The following is a 17,816-nucleotide window of genomic DNA, read 5'->3' on the forward strand; positions in this document are numbered from 1 at the left end:
CCGGCGTCGGCCCCCCCCGTCAGCTGAGCGTCCGGACCGTCAGCTCACCCCCCGAACCGCCTCGATGATCGACTCGGCGACCTCACTCGGGTCGGCCACCGCCATCGCGTGCGACCCGCCGACGACCTCGCGCTGCCCCCGAGGGTTGGCCCGCTCGGCCATGAAGCGGTGCGCCTCGACCGGGATGTTCTTGTCCAGGTCCCCGAACACGAACCAGCTGGGCAGCGACCGCCAGGCAGGGTCGCCGGTGAGCTGGTCCCCCAGTGCCTGCTCGGTGATCGGCCGCTGGGTCCGGGCCATCAGCGCGGCCATGTCGCCCGACGCGTCCGCGCAGAACTGCGCGTGGTACCGGTCCTGGGCGATCGCCACCTCGTTGCCACCCGTCGACACCGGGTACTGCACCAGCGTGTCGGCCAGGGTGCTGCCGGGGAACTTGCCCGACAGCGACAGTGCCGACTCCCCGGTGTCCGGGGCGAAGGCGTTGACGTACACGAGGGCCCGCACCGAGGTGTCGCCGGCCGCGGCCTGCGTGATCACCATGCCGCCGTACGAGTGGCCGACGAGGATGACCGGTCCACCGATCCCGCGTACGACGTCCCGCACGTACGCGGCGTCGCCCGCGACGCTGCGCAGCGGGTTCGCGACGGCCACCGAGTCGTACGCGGCGCCCATGCGCTCGAGCACTCCGTTCCAACTCGCCGACTCGGCGAACGCCCCGTGCACGAGCACGATGGTGGGCTGTGGATCAGGCATGACTGGTGCCCCCTCACTCCGTGAAGCTGTTCACCGCCGGTCGCACTGGTACGCCTGGATACCCGTCACGCGAATGTGAAACGTCCGGTCCCGGTGGCCTGCACCGGTCCTGCCGAACGCGTCGGTCGGCGGGCCAGCGCCGTAAGCTGCATCAACCCCGATGGGCAGGAGGCTGCGGTGGCGGCGACGACGAACACTGCGACGGTGGCCGAGGTGATGGCCGAGCTGGCCGAGCTGGCGGACCCGAGGGCACGCGAGGTGAACGCCAGACACGGTGACGATCATGGTGTGAACCTCGGCGCGCTTCGGGCGCTCGCGAAGCGGCTGAAGACGCAGCACGATCTCGCGCGCCAACTCTGGGCGACGGGTGAGTCCGCGGCGAGACTGCTGGCGATCCTGATCTGTCGTCCCCGGGCGTTCACGAGTGACGAGTTGGACGTCATGGTGCGCGAGGCGCGCACCCCGAAGGTGCACGACTGGCTGGTCAACTACGTGGTGAAGAAGAACCGGCACGCCGACGAGCTGCGGCTGGCCTGGTTCGCCGACGCGGATCCCGTGGTCGCGAGCGCCGGGTGGGCGCTGACCACCGAACGCGTGACGAAGAGTCCCGAGAGTCTCGACCTCCCGGGACTGCTCGATGTGATCGAGACCGAGATGGCGGACGCGCCGGATCGCCTCCAGTGGGCGATGAACCACTGCCTGGCGCAGATCGGGATCGAGCACGCCGAGCACCGCGCTCGGGCGATCGACATCGGCGAACGCCTGGGGGTGCTCAGGGACTACCCGACCTCCCCCGGCTGCACGTCTCCGTTCGCGCCGATCTGGATCACCGAGATGGTCCGCCGCGCGGGATAGACAGCACCTTCCCGGACGAGCCCTCGGAACGGGGTCGACGCCGTCCGGCACTCGTCCCTATAGTGAGTTCCATTATGGGACTTACTACCTTCTGGCGGTGGTGGGTCGCCGGCACGACCAGCCACCTCGGCTCGGCGGTCGGCGCGCTGGCCCTACCGCTGACCGCGCTGAACGTGCTCCACGCGTCGGCCTTCGAGATGGGTCTGATCACCGCGGCGGGCTATCTGGCGTACCTGCTGATCAGCCTGCCGGCCGGGGTGATCGTGCAGCGCGTGCCGCTGCGCGGCATGCAGGTCGGCCTGGACCTGGTCCGGGCCCTCGCCATCGCGTCGGTCCCGCTGGCCTGGTGGCTCGGCATGCTGACCGTGGCCCAGCTGATCGCTGTCGCCCTGGTGGTGAGCTTCGCCAACGTGCTGTTCGACGTGGCGAACCAGACGTTCCTGCCGGAGATCGTGCCGGCCGCGCAGTTGCAGGCCCGCAACAGCCTCACCTCCGGCACCCATGCCGCCACCACGCTGGGCGGGCCGTCCCTGGGCGGCTTCGCGGTGGCGGTGCTGGGCGCGGTGCCGACGCTCTTCGTGGACGCCGTCAGCTATCTGGTCTCCGCGGTGTTGCTGCGCACCCTGCCGGCTCGCCGGGTGCAGCGACCGGCCGAGCGACCACCGATGGTCACGATGATCCGCGAGGGCTGGCATTTCGTGCTCCGACACCCGATCATCGGACCAGCCATGTGGGACGCCACCGCGACGAACTTCGTCAGCGGCGCGATGCTGGCCCTCTTCCCGTTCTACCTGGTGCGCGAGCTGCACGCATCGCCGATCCTGGTCGGGCTGCTGATCGCCACCGACGGTCTCGGCACACTCATCGGCGCCGCGCTGACGACCCGCTTCACCAACCGGTTCGGCACCGCCCGCGGCCTGATCATCGCGGCCTTCGTCGGCGTGGCCGGCGCGCTCATCATCCCGCTGGGCACCGGCACCGCCGCATTCCTGGCCTTCGCGGCCGGAAACCTCATCCTCGCCAGCTCCACAGTGGTGCTCAGCGTGACCACCCGCACGTACCGGATGCTCGCCAGCCCACCGGAGCTGTTGTCCCGGGTGATCGCCACCGTCAAGTTCGTCTCCTGGGGCGCCATCCCGGTCGGTGGCCTGCTCGCCGGCCTCCTGGCCGGGCCGCTCGGTGCCCGCACCACGTTGCTGATCTTCGGGGCGCTCACCGTGCTGTCCCCGATCATCTACCTGTCGACGCCGATCCGCGGCCTGCGCGACCTGCCACTCGACAGCGCGCCGGCCCCCACCGAGGCCAGGGTGTGAAGCCCACCCCCGCTCCGTCCACAGTGCTCGGCCAGGACATCGACAGAAGGTGTAGCCAACGGTTCACCGGGGCAAGAACCCGCACATGAGGCAAGCGACACTGCGGCACGGGTACCTGCCCGACCAGCGGCACCGCACCGGCGAGCCCGGCCGGGCAGGGCCGGCGACGTCGCTGCCGACGGCCGCCGGCTGATGCGGTTGAGGCACAGCCTTCCCCCGATGGCGCTCGGGGCGGCGGCGCTCGGGGCGGCCCTGGGCGCCAGCCCCGCCCACGCCGACAGCCCGTCACCGTCGCGTCTCCCGCCGCTGGAGGTCGCCACCTCGCCGCAGGCCCTCTCGGTTTCGGTGGACGACGTCGTCGAGGTGCAGCTGGATGTCCCACTGCCTGTGCGGACCACTGCCGTCCCGCTGCCCCTGCCGTCCACGGACCCGCTGCCCCTGCCGTCGATAGAACCGCCGCCCCTGCCGCCGCCCCTGCCGGTACCGACACTGTCGGCCAGGCCGGTACCGACAGTGTCGGCCAGGCCGGCCACCACCGCGCCACGTCGTCCGGCCCGTGCCCCCTCGTCGCCGCGCACCACGCCGACGCCAGCCGCCCCGGTCCCGACTGCCGTACGCGTTGACCAGTCGGCGCCGTCGACGGTGTCCCCGGGCGGTGCCCACGGCAGGTCCGATGGCCGCGCGTCGGATCGGGCGCGGCCAACGACGGCCACCGTCACCGGTGAGCGGCCCGTCCCGCCGGCCCGTCCCGCACCGGGGCCGCCGGTGTTCGTCGTGGCGCTCGCCACCGGGCCGGCCACCACCAGCACCGGCGGTGCCGAGCCACCTCCGTCGACAGCCGAAGCTCCGCCATCCATCCCGCTGCTGCGGGCCGGGTTCACCGTCAGCGCCGTCGACCTGCGCGCTACCGGTCTACCGGTGGAGCGGGGTCCTCCCCCACCCCGGTAGCTCCTGATCGCCCACTCACGTCCACGACGTTGATCAGGAGAGACTCATGGAAATCGCCGTCATCTGGATCCCCGCCGACATCGAGCCGTCGGAGCCCGCCGTCGCGAAGTGTCTCCGCCACCTTCGCCGACACTCGTACCGATTCGCGGGAACCGTGCGGGCACCGTGGGAGACCGTCGAACAGAGCATGATCGACGGGGAGGTGGATGTCGTCGTCATCGCCGATTTCGCCCACCTCCCGCCGGACCGGTCCCCCCGGATCGAGCTGGCCAGCGCCACCGGAGACGATGCGGACGGGGACCAGCCGGCTCCCGACACCCAGCAGCACTGACACCACGAAGCGCCCCGTCCGCAACGAACGGGGCGCTTCGTCGATCTGGTAGCGGGTCAGCCGCGGGACAGCTCGCCCCGCCGAAGGCCGGCCTCCCGACGGGTCAGGCGGCGACGGCCGCCCGGACGTCGTCGTCGGCGTCGCGCAGCCGGGCCGCGGCCTCCTCGGCGGTGCAGTTCGCCAGCAGCAGCACGATGGCCGTCTTGGCGTGCCCGCGCGCCGCCGCGAGCGCCCGCGCGGCGGTGTCCAGGTCGGTGTCGGCGGCCTCGGCGACGATCCGACGGGCCCGGTCGACGAGCTTCTCGTTGGTGGCGTTCATGTCCACCATCAGATTGCCGTAGACCTTGCCCAGCCGGGCCATCGCGGCGGTCGACAGCATGTTGCAGACCAGCTTCTCGGCGGTGCCGGCCTTGAGCCGGGTGGAGCCGGTGAGCACCTCGGGCCCGGTGGGCACCTCGATGGCGACGTCGGCGTGCCGGCTGGTCACCGCGTCGGTGTTGCAGGCCACCGAGACGGTCGCCGCGCCGCGCGCGCGGGCGTGGTCCAACCCGCCGACCACGTACGGGGTACGGCCGCTGGCGGCGAGCCCGACCACCGTGTCGCGGGCGGTCAGGCCGACCGCGTCGAGGTCGGCGACGGCGCGGGTCGGGTCGTCCTCGGCGCCCTCGACGGCGACACCGAAGGCGCGTGCCCCGCCGGCGAGCAGCCCGACGACCCGATCGGGCGTGGTGCCGAAGGTGGGTGGGATCTCGACGGCGTCGAGCATGCCGATCCGGCCGCTGGTGCCCGCGCCGAGGTAGATCAGCCGTCCGCCCTGGCGTAGCGACGCCACGATGACGTCGACGGCGGCGGCGATGTCCGGCACGGCCCGGCGGACGGCCTCGGCGACCGTCTGGTCCTCGTCGTTCATCGCGAGAAGCAACTCGGTGGGAGACATCCGGTCGAGGTCGCTGGTCTTGTCGTTGCGGGTCTCGGTGCCGAGGGTGCTGAGGTCCACGGGGTGCTCGTTCCTCTCGCTGGTGTGCAGTCGCCGGCCGGCGGGGCGCGGATCTCCGGTCGCCCGGCGGCCCGGGACGGCTCGTCGTCGAGCGCGTCCTCGCGACCCGCCGCCACGGCCAGGCCGCGGCGCAGCTGCGAACAGTCCCCGTATCAGCAGGCTGAAACCACAGCGTAACCAGCCCGGCCGGGCGGTGGCAAAAAGTTTCGCGTTACCCTGGTCCAACGTCACTTCTTGACAATCGCTGGTTGGGAGCGAGCCGTGCGTCAACTCGACCTCGTCGTGATCGTGCTGTACCTCGTGGTGATCGCCTTCGTCGGACTACGCCTGTCCGGCAAACAGAAGTCCGCCAAGGACTACTTCGTCGGCGAGGGCCGACTGCCCTGGTGGACCGTCTCGTTCTCCGTGGTCGCCACCGAGACCAGCGTCCTGACCGTGATCAGTGTTCCCGGCGGCGCCTACAGCGGTCAGGGCTTCGGCAACGTCGAGCTGGCCCTGGGTTACGTCATCGGTCGGGTCGTCGTGGCCGCGGTGCTCATCCCGCTGTACAAGCGGGGTGGGTTCGTCAGCGCCTACCAGTACCTCGGTGAGCGGTTTGGCCTGAAACTCCAGGGTCTGGCGTCGGTGACGTTCGTCTTCACCCGCCTGCTCGCCGAGGGCGTACGGCTGTTCGCCTCGGCCATCCCCATCAAGCTGCTCCTCGACGAGTTCGGGCTGAACGTCAGCTACCAGGCCATCATCATCGTGCTCACGCTCATCACGGTGGTCTACACCTACCTCGGCGGCATCAAAGCGGTCATCTGGACCGACGCCATCCAGATGGGGCTGTACCTGGGTGGGGCGATCCTGGCCATCGCGGTGCTCAGCCACGCCGTCGGCTTCGACGGCTACTCGCAGGCATTCGACGCCGGCAAGTTCCAGCTCTTCGACACCAACTTCGACCTCGCGCACGTGCTCACCAGCCCGTTCGCCCTGCCGACCGCGATCATCGGTGGCGCGATCTTCGCGATGGCCAGCCACGGGTCGGACCAGCTGATCGTCCAGCGCATCCTGTCCACCCGGACGCTGCGCGAGGGGCAGCAGGCGATGATCTCCTCGGGCATCTTCGTGGTGATCCAGTTCGCGGCGTTCTCCCTGGTCGGGGCGCTGTTGTGGTCGTACAACAAGGGTCAGAGCTTCAAGGAGCTCGGCCTGGCCAGTAGCGACAACCTCTACCCGAGCTTCATCCTGCACGCCCTGCCGGTGGGCATCTCGGGTCTGCTGGTGGCCGGCATCCTCGGCGCCGCGATGGGTTCGCTGTCGTCGGCACTGAACTCGATGTCGAACTCCACCGTCGCCGACTTCATCCACAGCTTCTTCCGCACGGTCCCGTCGGACGACGTGATGCTCCGGCTCGCCCGGGTGATGACCCTGGTGTGGGCGGTGCTGATGGCGGTCTTCGCCTGCGCGTTCAGCTCCAGCACCGGAAACGTCTACCTGACCGGTCTGACCATCGCCGGCTACACCTACGGCGCACTGCTCGGGGCCTTCCTGCTCGGCCGCCTGGTCAAGCGGGCCAACCAGGTCGACGCGGTGATCGCCTTCCTGGTCACCGTGGCGGTGATGACCTACATCGTCCGCTACGTCAAGATCGATGTGACGACGGCCGGGACCACCACCGCCACCGCCATCGCCGCGCAGTGGCTGGTCCCGATCGGCGTCCTGATCACCCTGGTCGTCGGCGCGGTGTCGAGCCGGTTCCACCCGGCCCCGGAGACGCCGTACGACCATGGACGCACCGACGAGGTCGACGAGACGGCAGCGCCCGCCGGCCGGGCCTGAAGGAGGACGTGATGCGCGTGATCGGCCTGATGTCCGGAACCTCCTACGACGGCATCGAAGCCGCCGCCGCCGACCTCGACCTCAGCGGTGACACGCTGCGGATGCGAACGCTGGGCCGGCTCAGTCACCCGTACCCCGAGCAGCTGCGCACCCGGATCGCCGCCGCCCTGCCGCCCGCCCCGACCACCACCGAGGCGATCTGCGTACTCGACACCGGCATCGGCCAGGCGTTCGCCGAGGCTGGCGTGCGGGCCCTCGCGGAACTCTGCGACGGCCACGCCGACCTGCTCGTCTCGCACGGGCAGACCATGCACCACTGGGTCGAGGACGGCACGGTGCGTGGCACCCTCCAGCTGGGTCAGCCGGCCTGGATCGCGGAGGCCACCGGTCTTGCGGTGGTGGCCGACCTGCGCAGCCGCGACGTCGCCGCCGGCGGCCAGGGTGCCCCCCTGGTCGCCCTCTTCGACGCGCTGCTGCTGGGCGGCCTGCCCGGCGTCCCGGCCGCCCTGAACCTGGGCGGCATCGCCAACATCACCGTCGTCGCGCCGGACGCCGACCCGCTCGCCTTCGACACCGGCCCGGCCAACGCGCTCCTCGACGCCGCCGCCCGCCACTTCAGCGGAGGCACCGAGCACTACGACCGGGACGGACGCGGGGCGGCCGCCGGGCAGGTGAACCCGGCCCTGCTGCGGCGACTGCTCGACGAGCCGTACTACCGGCTGCCCAGCCCGAAGAGCACCGGCAAGGAGCTGTTCCACACGCCCTACCTGCTGGCCGCCCTCGCCGACGCGCCCACCCCGGACCCGCAGGACGTGCTGGCCACGCTCACCCGACTGACGGCGGTCACGGTGGCCGACGCTTGCCGCGATCACGGCGTCACCCGGCTCGTCGTCTCCGGCGGCGGGGCGCGCAATCCGACGCTGATGCGCATGATCGCCGACGAGCTGCCGGACGTCGACCTGTCGTCGAGCGACGACCTGGGCATCGCCTCGGACGCCAAGGAGGCGTTGGCCTTCGCGCTGCTGGGCTACCTGACCGTGCACGGGCTGCCGGGCACCCTGCGCTCGGGCACCGGCGCGCGGCACCCGTCCGTACTCGGCAGCATCACGCCCGGCCGGCAGCCGCTACGGCTGCCCGCGCCGGTCAGCACCACTCCCAACCGGCTGCAGATCGTCGCCGACTGACCGCCCCCTCGCCCGGGAGGATCGCCCATGAGCACCGCCGTACCCGCGCCAACTTCGGCCGGCGTCCGCGCCCGTGCGGTCGCCGAACTGCTGCGCGAGCGCCTCGATGATCCCAGCCGGGCCAGCGCCGAGCTGCCCCGGAGGCTGGCGGCGGCTCACGACGCCTCGCCGTACCTGTTCGAACCGCAGGCCGTGGTCCGCGCCGCCTCGGCGGCCGAGGTCGGGGCGTTGATGGCCGGCGCCCGGGAGGCAGGCGTGCCGTTGACCCTGCGCGGCGGTGGCACCAGCCTCGCCGGGCAGGCCGGCGGCGCCGGCGTGCTGGTCGACGTCCGCACCGACTGGCGGCACGCCGAGGTCCTCGACGACGGCCGGCGCATCCGGCTGCAACCCGGCCTGACGATCCGGCAGGCCAACGCCCGGCTGGCCCGCTACCGACGCCGGCTCGGCCCGGACCCGGCCAGCGAAGCCGCCTGCACCGTCGGTGGCATGGTGGCCAACAACTCCAGCGGGATGACCTGCGGCACCACCGACAACGCGTACCGGACGATGGAATCGCTGCGCTTCGTGCTCCCGTCCGGCACCGTCGTCGACTCCGGCGCCCGCGACGCCGACGACCGGCTGCGGACCGACGAGCCCGAGCTGCACGCCGGGTTGCTGCGGCTGCGCGACCGGGTGCGCTCGACGCCGCAGTCGCGCGCCACCGTCGAGCGGCTGTTCGCCATGAAGAACACCATGGGGTACGGGCTGAACTCGCTGCTCGACCACGACAGCCCGGTCGAGATGCTCGCCCACCTGATGATCGGCAGCGAGGGCACGCTCGGTTTCGTGGCCGAGGCCGTCTTCCGGACCGTCGAGATCCACGACCACGCCGCCACCGGCCTGCTGATCCTGCCCGGTCTCACCGCCGCCACCGACGCGCTGCCCGCCCTGCTCGCCGCCGGTGCCCGTACCGCCGAACTGCTCGACGCGGCAGCGCTGCGGGTCAGCCAGCGCGACGCGGGTGCGAGCCCGGCCCTGCGCGGGCTGACGGTCACCGGCCACGCCGCGCTGCTGGTCGAGTTCACCGAGGAGAGCGCGGAGCGGCTGGCCGCGACGCTGGCCGACGCCCGGGTAGTGCTCGACCGGCTGCCGGCCGTCGCGGGCACCGAGCTGACCCGCGACCCGCGCGAACGGGCCCAGCTCTGGCACCTGCGCAAGGGCCTCTACACCGCCGTCGCCGGTGCCCGCCCGCCCGGCACCACCGCCCTGCTGGAGGACATCGCGGTGCCGATGCCACGGCTGACCGGCACCTGCGACGGGCTGATCCGTCTGTTCGACAGGCACGGCTACCCGGACGCGGTGATCTTCGGGCACGCCCGCGACGGCAACCTGCACTTCATGCTCACCCAGTCCTTCGACACCGCTGCCGAGATCGAGCGCTACGCCCGGTTCACCGACGACATGGTCGACCTGGTGCTGGCCGAAGGGGGCACCCTCAAGGCCGAGCACGGCACCGGCCGGGCCATGGCACCCTTCGTCCGGCGGCAGTACGGCGACGAGCTGTACGACGTGATGCGCGAGCTGAAGCGGTTGTGCGACCCGACCGACCTGCTCAACCCCGGCGTCCTGCTCAACGACGACCCGACAGTGCACCTGCGGCAGCTCAAGGCCGTGCCGACCGTCGACCCCGAGCTGGACGCCTGCGTCGAGTGTGGCTACTGCGAGCCGGTCTGCCCCACCGCCGACGTCACCACCACCCCCCGGCAGCGCATCGTCCTGCAACGACAGATCGCCCTCGCCACCGCCGCCGGCGACGAGGAACGCCGCCGGGAACTCACCGCCGACTACACGTACGCAGCTGTGGACAGCTGCGCCGCCGACAGCCTCTGCGTCACCGCCTGCCCGGTCGGCATCGACACCGGGGCGGCGATGAAGCGGCTGCGCGCCGAGCGGCACAGCCCACGCGCCCAGCGCACCGCCCGCACCGCCGCACGGCACTGGCAGGCCGCCGTGACGGGCGTCCGGGTGGGACTGACCGCCGCGCACGCCGTACCGGCGCCGCTGACCCGCGCCGCCACCGGGGTGATCCGAGGGCTCGGCGGGACCGAACTCATGCCGCTGTGGAGCGACGACATGCCGCGCGCCGGTGCGCCCCGCCCCGCGCCCCGCAGCGAGCCGGACGCCCGGGCGGTGTTCTTCGCGGCCTGCGTCGGCAGCCTCTTCGCTCCCGAGGACGGCCGGTCCGGCGGAGCGGCTACGGCGTTCCTGCGCCTCTGCGAACTGGCCGGAGTCCCGCTGGTCGTACCGACCGGAACAGCGGGCCTGTGCTGCGGAACCCCGTGGCAGTCCAAGGGCTACCCCGCCGGGCACCGGGCGATGGCCGAACGGACCCTGGCCGCGCTCTGGGCGGCCAGCGACGAGGGCCGGTTGCCCGTCGTCTGCGACGCGTCGTCCTGCACGCACGGGCTCACACAGCTGACCGCCGCGCTGGCCGAGGAGGATCGGGCCCGCTACGCCGGCCTGCGCGTCGTCGACAGCGTGAGCTTCACCGCCGAGCACCTCCTGCCGGCGCTGCCGCAGCCCCGGCGACTGCGCTCGCTGGCCCTGCACCCCACCTGCTCCACTGTGCACCTGGACGGCATCGACGACCTGCGCACCGTGGCCCGGGCGGTCGCCGACACCGTCACCGTGCCGGACAGCTGGGGGTGCTGCGCCTTCGCCGGTGACCGGGGGCTGCTGCACCCCGAGGTCACTGCCGGTGCCACGGCGGCGCAGGCCACCGAGATCAACCAGCGCGGCCACGACGCGTACGCCTCCAGCAACCGCACCTGCGAGCTGGGCATGAGCCGGGCCACCGGGCAGTCGTACCGGCACGTGCTGGAAATTCTCGTCGAGGCCGTCGAGCCGCCGGCGTAACCGGCACGCGCACGCCGCCCGCCGCGAACTGCGGCGGGCGGCGCGGTTGGTACGTGATCTCAGGACAGGGCGATGTCGCTGTAGTAGTAGCGCAGGATCGCCTGGTAGGTCTTGCCCTGGTTGGCGAGGTCACGCGAGCCGTACTGCGACAACCAGTCCCCGTCGACCCAGCCACCGCACGCGGTCGTCGTCGCGCAGTAGTGCGCCCGCAGGATGTTGCCGTTGCGGGTCATCCGGGCCGACCAGGTCCGGTCCACAGCGGCGGACGTGGACGAGACTGCCGTCGACGGCCGGTAGACCTGGTCGCCGGTGTCGTCCCGGACGTCGTAGCACTGTCCACCGGACGTCTTCCGGGTCGAGTGCAACGCCCAGTACCAGCCGTAGCTCTTGACGGCCATCGCACCGGCGTCCAGCGAGGCGGCCGGCCAGCTCGTGATCCACTCGTTCGGGAGGACGTTCTTGACGTACGTCTTGAAGTCGACCCGATCGACGCGCCCGAGGCTGACCCGGTACACGAGGATCGTGCTCGGCAGCTTGGTGTTGGTGCCGTCGGTGCTACAGCCCGTCGCCCCGCTCACCAACTCGTGCGAGGCGTTGTTGTTCTTCAGCGTGGCGTTGAGGTTTGCCATAGCGCCGGCTGCGAAGTCCTGGTAGGAACCGGCGAAGTTGCTGTTGAAGTAGACCCGCACCGTCTTGCCGGTCCGGTTCCACACCGACGCGGCGTTGTTCTTCACGCACAGGCCCTTGCCGCTGCCCGCGCCCTTGAAGTCGTAGCAGGTCGGCTGGGTCGTGCCGTAATCATCGAGCGAGTCGGTGAAGTCGGAGACCGAGCCGGCCTGGTCGCTGTTGTAGTAGTAGCAGAACTCGCCGCTGTCGCAGGTTCCGTCCCGTCCCGCCGCCGCTGCCGGCGAGGCGACACTCAGGATGGAGGTGGACATGGCGAGGACGGCGCCGACGACGGCGAGGCCCTTGCGAAAATTCACGGCGTCCTACCTCTCGTTGTAGCCCTGGGAGTTCCAGAACGCGGTCGGGTCGGCGTTGTCCAGGGTGGGGTCGCCGACGCTGACGGCCGCGTGGGTCTGCCGGCCGGCCCGGACCTCGACGTGGGTGTGCGCGCCCGAGCTGGAGGACACCCCGTGCCACGACTCGTCGGCGATGATCTGGCCCTTGCTGATGGCGTCGCCCACGCTCACCCCGGACCTCGGCGCGGTGTGCAGGTAGATCACCGTCTTGTTGAGCGAGGAGTTGTAGACGGAGATCGTGGACAGACCGCCGCTGCCGGTGGCGCCCCGCGCCACGTAGGTGACAGTTCCGGAGACCAGGGCACGCACGTCCGAGCCGACGCTGCGGGCGATGTCGATGCCCTCGTGCCGGCCGGGCGTGGTGGTGTAACCGTCGAAGGCGCAGGTGACCGAGCCGCCGCTGGCCTGGTACAGCGCGTACGACAGGTTCGTGCGCGTCGACGGCGAGAACTCGTGCGAGGCGTTGTTGTTCTTCAGCGTGGCGTTGAGGTTGCCCTTCGCGCCGGCCGCGAAGTCCTGGTAGGAACCGGCGTAGCCGCTGTTGTAGTAGACGCGCACGGTCTTGGTGCTGCGGTTCCAGACCGAGGCGGCCTCGTTCTTGATGCACAGGCCCTTGCCAGCGCCGGCGCCCTTGAAGTCGTAGCACGAGGGCTGCTCGGTGCCGTAGTCGTCGAGCGAGCCGGTGAAGTCCGAGACCGACCCCGCGTTGTCGCTGTTGTAGTAGTAGCAGAACTCGCCGCTCTCGCAGACCCCGTCTCGGGCCGCCGCCGACGCGGGCGATCCGACGCTGAGGATCGATGTGGTCGCGGCCAGCGCGACGCCGACGGCCGCAAGGCTCTTCCGGATGTTCATGGTGTCCTTTCAGAATTGGTGAGGGGTGCGGGTCACTGCCCGCGCTGGTACTGCTCCCAGGTCCTGATCGGGACCTGGGGGCCGTCGTCCGGACCCTGGTTGGCCAGACCGTTCAGGCCCAGGTAGTAGTCGCCGACCTGGTGCTGCGCCTGACTGGACAGGTCCGTGTCGTTGATCGCGGTGGCGTGGATGTGCCACGGCCAGTCGCCCTGATCCGGGTTGCGGACCCAGGCGGCGAAGCCGACCTGGCGCAGGGCCCGGGCAACTGCGGTGCGCCTGGCCGCGGTCATGCCGGTGACCGCGATGTCCACCACACCCCCGCCGTCGTGCGTACCGGCCGAGGTGGGGTCGCCGCCGGGGTTGTACGAGCCCTGGTCGAGCACCAGGGGGTAGCCGAGCAGCCGCTGCGCCTGCGCCAGCATCGCCTGGGTACGGGCGTTGACGACGTACCCGTCGCGCGGGACCTTCGCGCCCGGGCCGATCGTGTTGACGACGGTGTAGCGGTTCTGCCCGAGCTTCGTCAGCGACGTCGTGCCGGGCAGCCCGTTCGCGGCCAGCCCGGTGTAGCCGAGCGTGCGTTGGTACGCGGCGTACGCCGAGATGGTCACGGTGCCGAAGTAGCCGTCGACCCACTGCGCGTTCAGCAGGCCCTGCGCCTGCAACGCCTGCTCGACGGCGAGCACGGAGCTCTTCGCGCCCGGGGTGAGGGTGTTGTCGGGCCGACGGGGGTCGATCTGGGCGGCCAGGACGGTGGCTTCCATGTCCACGACTGGCCGCACGGCCGTGGTGACGGTTCGCTGCGCGGTGGTGCCGGATGTGGCGGCCCACGCGTGGGCCGGGACCCCGACGGCCACGCAGAGCGCGGCGAGCCCGACGGACAACCACTGACGACGCACTGTCGATTCTCCTCGCGGTTGGTGAGTCGTTCGGAACGGACATCACCTTGCGAGAATCGACCTGCTGTTCGGTACCCCCGCCGTCCTGTCAGATCCGTCAGATGGTCATCGACCTCGACGGATGTGGTGTTGTCAGCTTCGGCGGCACCGGGGCTGACACCGGCTGATCGTGCGCTGACACCGGCGACCGGGGGTGCGCTCAGGCGATGACGGTGACCATGAAGTACACCGGCCGGCGGGTGGGGAAGAACTCCTGCCCGTTCTCGTCGACCATCTTCCAACTGACCCAGCACTTCCCGGGGCGGCTCGGTGCGGTGACCTGAACACTGATCATCACCTGCTCGTCGGGAGGCGTGTCACCGATCGCCACCCGGTCCGGCACCTGGCAACCGTCGGCGTCGGCGGTCGGGTTGGTCCGGGCGAGGAAACGGTTGTGCCAGGCGACCTTCCCCACGTTCTTGAGGGCCCACACCTTGACGAACTGGGAGTTCACCCGCACCCGGGTGCCGTCGGGGATGGTCACGTCGGAGATGAACTTGCTGGAGTCGCCGGGGATCAGCGAGTCCGAGAACGCTGACTCGGAGGGCGACGTCGGCGGTGCGGGCGACGCGGCCACGGCACCGGGGTCGTCCCGGGACTTGTCGCGGACGATGACACCCACGACGGCAACCATCGCCACCACCAGCACGACCGAGGCGGCGGCGAGCCACGGCAGCCGGTGCCGCCGCGCACCCACCACCTCCTCGTCGGTCCGCGGGTAGCCCGTGATGACCAGCGTGCCCCGATCCCCGGGCGGCGTCACGGGGACGCCGGAGACGACGGGCCGGTGGGTCTGCGGGGCGTCGACCCTGGTGTCGGGCTGCTTGTCAGCGGTGGCGGGCGGGGTGTCGACGCCGGCCGGGGAAGCGGTGCCGATCGGTGCCACCTCGGCGTCCGCGATGCCGGGGACCGTCCCGGGGAGCTGTGCGTCCTCCCATCGACGCCGCCACTGGACCTCGTCCGCCTCGCAGGCTCGCACGAACTCCCGGACGGTCTCCCAGGAGGGGAACCTGGTTCCGGAGGCCGCCTCGTGCAGCGTGGTGTGCGAGATCCGGCCCGAGCGCCCCGCCATCTTCCGGAACGACGGGTCGCCCGCCTCGGCCCGCAGGGCCCGTAGCTGTTCGGCGAACCGCTCGGCGGCCCGTCTGTCCTGAGTCGACTCCGTGGCAGCACGTTGGTCCTTCATCACTCCCCCATGTCAGACGACGTTGTCAGGCGTTGTCAGAGCGTGTCAGAGGGTACCGAACGGGCGGTGGCCGCCATCAATGTGGTGCATCGACGACACCGGCGGGCGACGCCCCGGTGCATTGAAGGAGGTCACCCGATGAAAAGCCATATCCGACGTGGCGTACGCATCCTCGCGGCCGCCGGTCTGGCTCTGCCCGCGACGCTGGCGTTCGCCGGACCCGCGCACGCCGAAACCAACCCGCGCTGTGCGGGCTCGGTGCAGATCGGTGCGACGGCGTACGTCACCGTCGGCGGTCAGACCGCGGCATCGGTCAAGCAGTACAAGGGCTGCGGTAAGAACTACGCCTACACGTACGTGTGGCAGCAGTACCGGGCCAGCCACGGCGCGTACCAGGTGTGCACCTCCATCGTGACCGGAAGCACGCTGCGCGACCTGCAGTGCTCCAGCGGCCCGGAGGTCTGGTCGCTGGGCGCGAACACGCTGTCGGTGTGCACCCGCGCCCTCGGCGGCATCTCGGACGTGGCGCAGAAGGAGACCGAGGTGCGCTGCTGACCTGACGAGTCCGACGTACCCCGGTGGGGTGCTGGCCGGTCCAGCGCCCCACCGGGTCACGATGTCCGGGTCAGGGGCAGGGGGTCCGCGCGCAGACGTCGATGACAGTGCCGGTGAGCAGGAAGACCGCCTTCTGTTTCTGGGCCCCGATCTGGGCGCGGGGGAACTCGTGCGGATCGTCGCCGAACTCGGGCCCGGCCGGGGCGAGGTTGGTCGGCGGTGGCGCCTGGGCCGCGCCGCTGTTCCAGATCACCATTGCCGATCCGGTGTACGGGTAGCGGCGGATCGGCGCGATACCCCAGTACGGGTGCACGTCCAGTGACCAGCCGTCGGCGAGCGCGGGGGTGTGCAGCCGAGCGCCGATGGTGCGCGCCTGCACCTCCGCAGCGGCGGGTGACACCTGCTGGTCGCCGAAGGCCACGTGCATCAGCACCTGGTGGGCGGGGGTGCGCGGTAGGGGCTGGTCGGTCAGGTGCTGGGCGTACCCGTTGGCCTCGGACCGGTCCCACAGCATCTGCAGCAGCGCGAGAATGAGCTGCTGGTCGACAGTGTCCGGGTAGTAGCCGTCCAGCACGCTCTGGAACGGCGCGAAGTCCACACTGCGTTGCAGCAGCGTGGAGTAGTTCATCGCCGGCACGCCGAGCACCGACCGGGTCCAGTCCTGGGCGATGGCGGTGAGCGCGCCGCCGTTGATGCCGCCCTGGCTGTTGCCGTCGTAGTGCAGCCCGCCACCGCGATCGATCAGCGGTCGGGCGGCGGCGTCCCGGAACGCCGGGTGGGCGGCGAAGCCGCTGGGGTGGATCATCGCGCGGCCCAGGAAGAGGAAGTTCAGGAAGCTCTGCTGCAACCGGTCGGCCACCGCGGGAAAGGCGCTGAGGTCGGTGAAGGCGCCGGCCACATAGGGAACGTCGGCGGCGGCCATGCCGATCCAACTGGTCGCGCAGAAGGTGAAGTTGTGGGTGTTCGACATCGTCTTGACGTTGCCGGCGTTGATCTCGGTCGGCCGGCCGAGCAGCCCGTGGCCGTACAGCGAGAGGTGCGCCGGCTTCGCGGCCGAGGCGCTGCGCGGGATGTTGCAGACGAAGTCCGCCGCCAGTGTCGTGCCCGACGGCGTGGGCAGGGCGTTGGGCGTGGGCGGTGTCCCGGCGCCGCCGGCCGGGCCGTAGTGCAACCGGGAGCCGGGGCCGCCGTCGCCGGTCAGATAGGACGGCACGCCGATGGTGCCGCTGACCTGCCGGGCGATCAGCGGGTCCTGCTCCGGCCGGTAGTCGGTCACCTGGGTGACGGTGACCGACGGGACAGCCCGGCCGAGGTCGGCGAACGCGTCGTCGCGGACCGCCAGCATCCGGCCGGTCAGCCCGTGCCGGCTGGCCACCGTGAAGTCCCAGGCCAGGTAGAGGCTGTGCCGGTTGACGCCGCTCCGGGTCAGATCGGTGAGGATCCTGCGCATCTGCGGCGCCCGGGGGTCGCGGTGTGTGACGCCGGCACCCGTCACGTACGCCGTGAACGCCTTCGGCGCTCGGATCGGGGCCCCGTTTCCGTCGCGCAGGCCCCGCAGCCCGACCACGTAGCGGGTGCCCTCGGCCAGCGCCACCGCCGGCCGGATGATCAGCAGCTGCCGGTCGGGCTGGCCGACGGCGTGCGCGTCCAGCTCTGCCCAGTACGGCGTGCGTGTGCCGGTCCGGGCGTTGAGCAGCACGATCGGGGCGTCCGGTGCCAGCGAACGGCCGATGTCGGTGACCGGGGCGATACCGCTCGCGGTGGCGTCGAGACCGGGTACGCGCACCAGGATCGGCGAGCCCGGGCTGAATCCGTCCTGCCGGTTCCACTCCGTCGGGTCGATGGGGGTTCCCTGCACGTTGGCGGGCATCGCGGCGGCGGCGAACCGTACCCGTTTGCCGGTGGGGCTGCTCCGGTCCGGAACGGTGAAGTAGTCGTTCGGGAACGGCAGCAGGCAGGCGGTCGGGTCGATCGGGTCGCAGGACGGGTGCCCGGCCGGTGCGGGTGCCGTCGGCGGTGCCGCGGGGGCCGCCGTGCCGAGCAGGACCGCGCCCGCGGTCACCAGCACGGACACGGCGAGACGGAGCCCTCTGGGGGTGGTCACAGGCATCTCCTTCGACGCTGGACGGCGGACCGATGCGGGGCTGACGGTGGTGGTGTTCTTCCTAC

General features: G+C 71.3%; 15 protein-coding genes. 8 read left to right on the forward strand and 7 right to left on the reverse strand.

What is annotated here, in order from left to right; translation table 11 throughout:
* Positions 1-39: 39 nt before the first annotated feature.
* Positions 40-753, reverse strand: coding sequence for an alpha/beta fold hydrolase (locus tag AB0C03_RS24760; protein ID WP_357639080.1), 714 nt, complete (start codon positions 751-753; stop codon positions 40-42).
* A 216-nt stretch (positions 754-969) separates the two neighbouring features.
* Between AB0C03_RS24760 and AB0C03_RS24765 the strand changes: the two genes are divergently transcribed.
* The 4 genes from AB0C03_RS24765 (at position 970) to AB0C03_RS24780 (ending at position 4,200) form a co-directional block, all read left to right on the forward strand.
* Entirely contained in the window at positions 970-1,608 is a 639-nt protein-coding gene (locus AB0C03_RS24765; protein ID WP_210857774.1) for a DNA alkylation repair protein, read from the forward strand.
* 74 nt (positions 1,609-1,682) lie between these two features.
* Entirely contained in the window at positions 1,683-2,921 is a 1,239-nt protein-coding gene (locus AB0C03_RS24770; RefSeq protein ID WP_357639082.1) for an MFS transporter, read from the forward strand.
* 774 nt (positions 2,922-3,695) lie between these two features.
* Complete coding sequence (locus AB0C03_RS24775; protein WP_357639084.1) at positions 3,696-3,869, forward strand: hypothetical protein; 174 nt, start codon at positions 3,696-3,698, stop codon at positions 3,867-3,869.
* Positions 3,870-3,915: 46 nt separating this feature from the next.
* Positions 3,916-4,200 (forward strand): hypothetical protein, encoded by a 285-nt coding sequence (locus AB0C03_RS24780; protein WP_030330638.1) that lies wholly within the window; start codon positions 3,916-3,918, stop codon positions 4,198-4,200.
* 103 nt (positions 4,201-4,303) lie between these two features.
* On the opposite strand, the gene murQ is transcribed toward AB0C03_RS24780, so the two are convergent.
* Positions 4,304-5,197 (reverse strand): N-acetylmuramic acid 6-phosphate etherase, encoded by an 894-nt coding sequence (gene murQ / locus AB0C03_RS24785; protein WP_030330640.1) that lies wholly within the window; start codon positions 5,195-5,197, stop codon positions 4,304-4,306.
* 261 nt (positions 5,198-5,458) lie between these two features.
* Between murQ and AB0C03_RS24790 the strand changes: the two genes are divergently transcribed.
* Genes AB0C03_RS24790 through AB0C03_RS24800 form a run of 3 tightly spaced genes read left to right on the forward strand, consistent with a single transcriptional unit; the run spans position 5,459 to position 11,097 of the window.
* On the forward strand, positions 5,459-7,018 hold the full coding sequence (locus AB0C03_RS24790; protein ID WP_030330642.1) for a sodium:solute symporter: 1,560 nt from the start codon (positions 5,459-5,461) through the stop codon (positions 7,016-7,018).
* An 11-nt stretch (positions 7,019-7,029) separates the two neighbouring features.
* Positions 7,030-8,202 carry an anhydro-N-acetylmuramic acid kinase gene (locus tag AB0C03_RS24795; RefSeq protein WP_357639087.1) on the forward strand — a complete coding sequence of 391 codons (1,173 nt, stop codon included), beginning with the start codon at positions 7,030-7,032 and terminating at the stop codon, positions 8,200-8,202.
* A 27-nt stretch (positions 8,203-8,229) separates the two neighbouring features.
* On the forward strand, positions 8,230-11,097 hold the full coding sequence (locus tag AB0C03_RS24800; RefSeq protein ID WP_357639089.1) for an FAD-binding and (Fe-S)-binding domain-containing protein: 2,868 nt from the start codon (positions 8,230-8,232) through the stop codon (positions 11,095-11,097).
* Positions 11,098-11,156: 59 nt separating this feature from the next.
* On the opposite strand, the gene AB0C03_RS24805 is transcribed toward AB0C03_RS24800, so the two are convergent.
* The 4 genes from AB0C03_RS24805 to AB0C03_RS24820 all read right to left on the reverse strand — a co-directional run bounded on the left by AB0C03_RS24805 (position 11,157) and on the right by AB0C03_RS24820 (position 15,092).
* Positions 11,157-12,080 carry a peptidase inhibitor family I36 protein gene (locus AB0C03_RS24805; protein WP_156057432.1) on the reverse strand — a complete coding sequence of 308 codons (924 nt, stop codon included), beginning with the start codon at positions 12,078-12,080 and terminating at the stop codon, positions 11,157-11,159.
* 6 nt (positions 12,081-12,086) lie between these two features.
* Complete coding sequence (locus AB0C03_RS24810; protein WP_030330650.1) at positions 12,087-12,971, reverse strand: peptidase inhibitor family I36 protein; 885 nt, start codon at positions 12,969-12,971, stop codon at positions 12,087-12,089.
* A gap of 32 nt (positions 12,972-13,003) precedes the next feature.
* A complete protein-coding gene (locus tag AB0C03_RS24815; RefSeq protein ID WP_357639092.1) occupies positions 13,004-13,867 on the reverse strand; it encodes a peptidoglycan-binding domain-containing protein in 864 nt (287 codons plus the stop codon).
* Positions 13,868-14,066: 199 nt separating this feature from the next.
* Entirely contained in the window at positions 14,067-15,092 is a 1,026-nt protein-coding gene (locus AB0C03_RS24820) for an NBR1-Ig-like domain-containing protein (protein WP_357639094.1), read from the reverse strand.
* A gap of 138 nt (positions 15,093-15,230) precedes the next feature.
* Between AB0C03_RS24820 and AB0C03_RS24825 the strand changes: the two genes are divergently transcribed.
* Positions 15,231-15,647, forward strand: a complete 417-nt coding sequence (locus tag AB0C03_RS24825; RefSeq protein ID WP_051708298.1) for a hypothetical protein — start codon at positions 15,231-15,233, stop codon at positions 15,645-15,647.
* A 70-nt stretch (positions 15,648-15,717) separates the two neighbouring features.
* Here the strand turns inward: AB0C03_RS24825 and AB0C03_RS24830 are convergent, their stop codons facing one another.
* On the reverse strand, positions 15,718-17,751 hold the full coding sequence (locus tag AB0C03_RS24830; RefSeq protein ID WP_357639096.1) for a hypothetical protein: 2,034 nt from the start codon (positions 17,749-17,751) through the stop codon (positions 15,718-15,720).
* Positions 17,752-17,816 lie beyond the last annotated feature (65 nt).

Origin of the sequence: Micromonospora parva (genome assembly GCF_040649675.1) — a bacterium.
In the GTDB taxonomy this organism is placed as follows: domain Bacteria; phylum Actinomycetota; class Actinomycetes; order Mycobacteriales; family Micromonosporaceae; genus Micromonospora; species Micromonospora parva.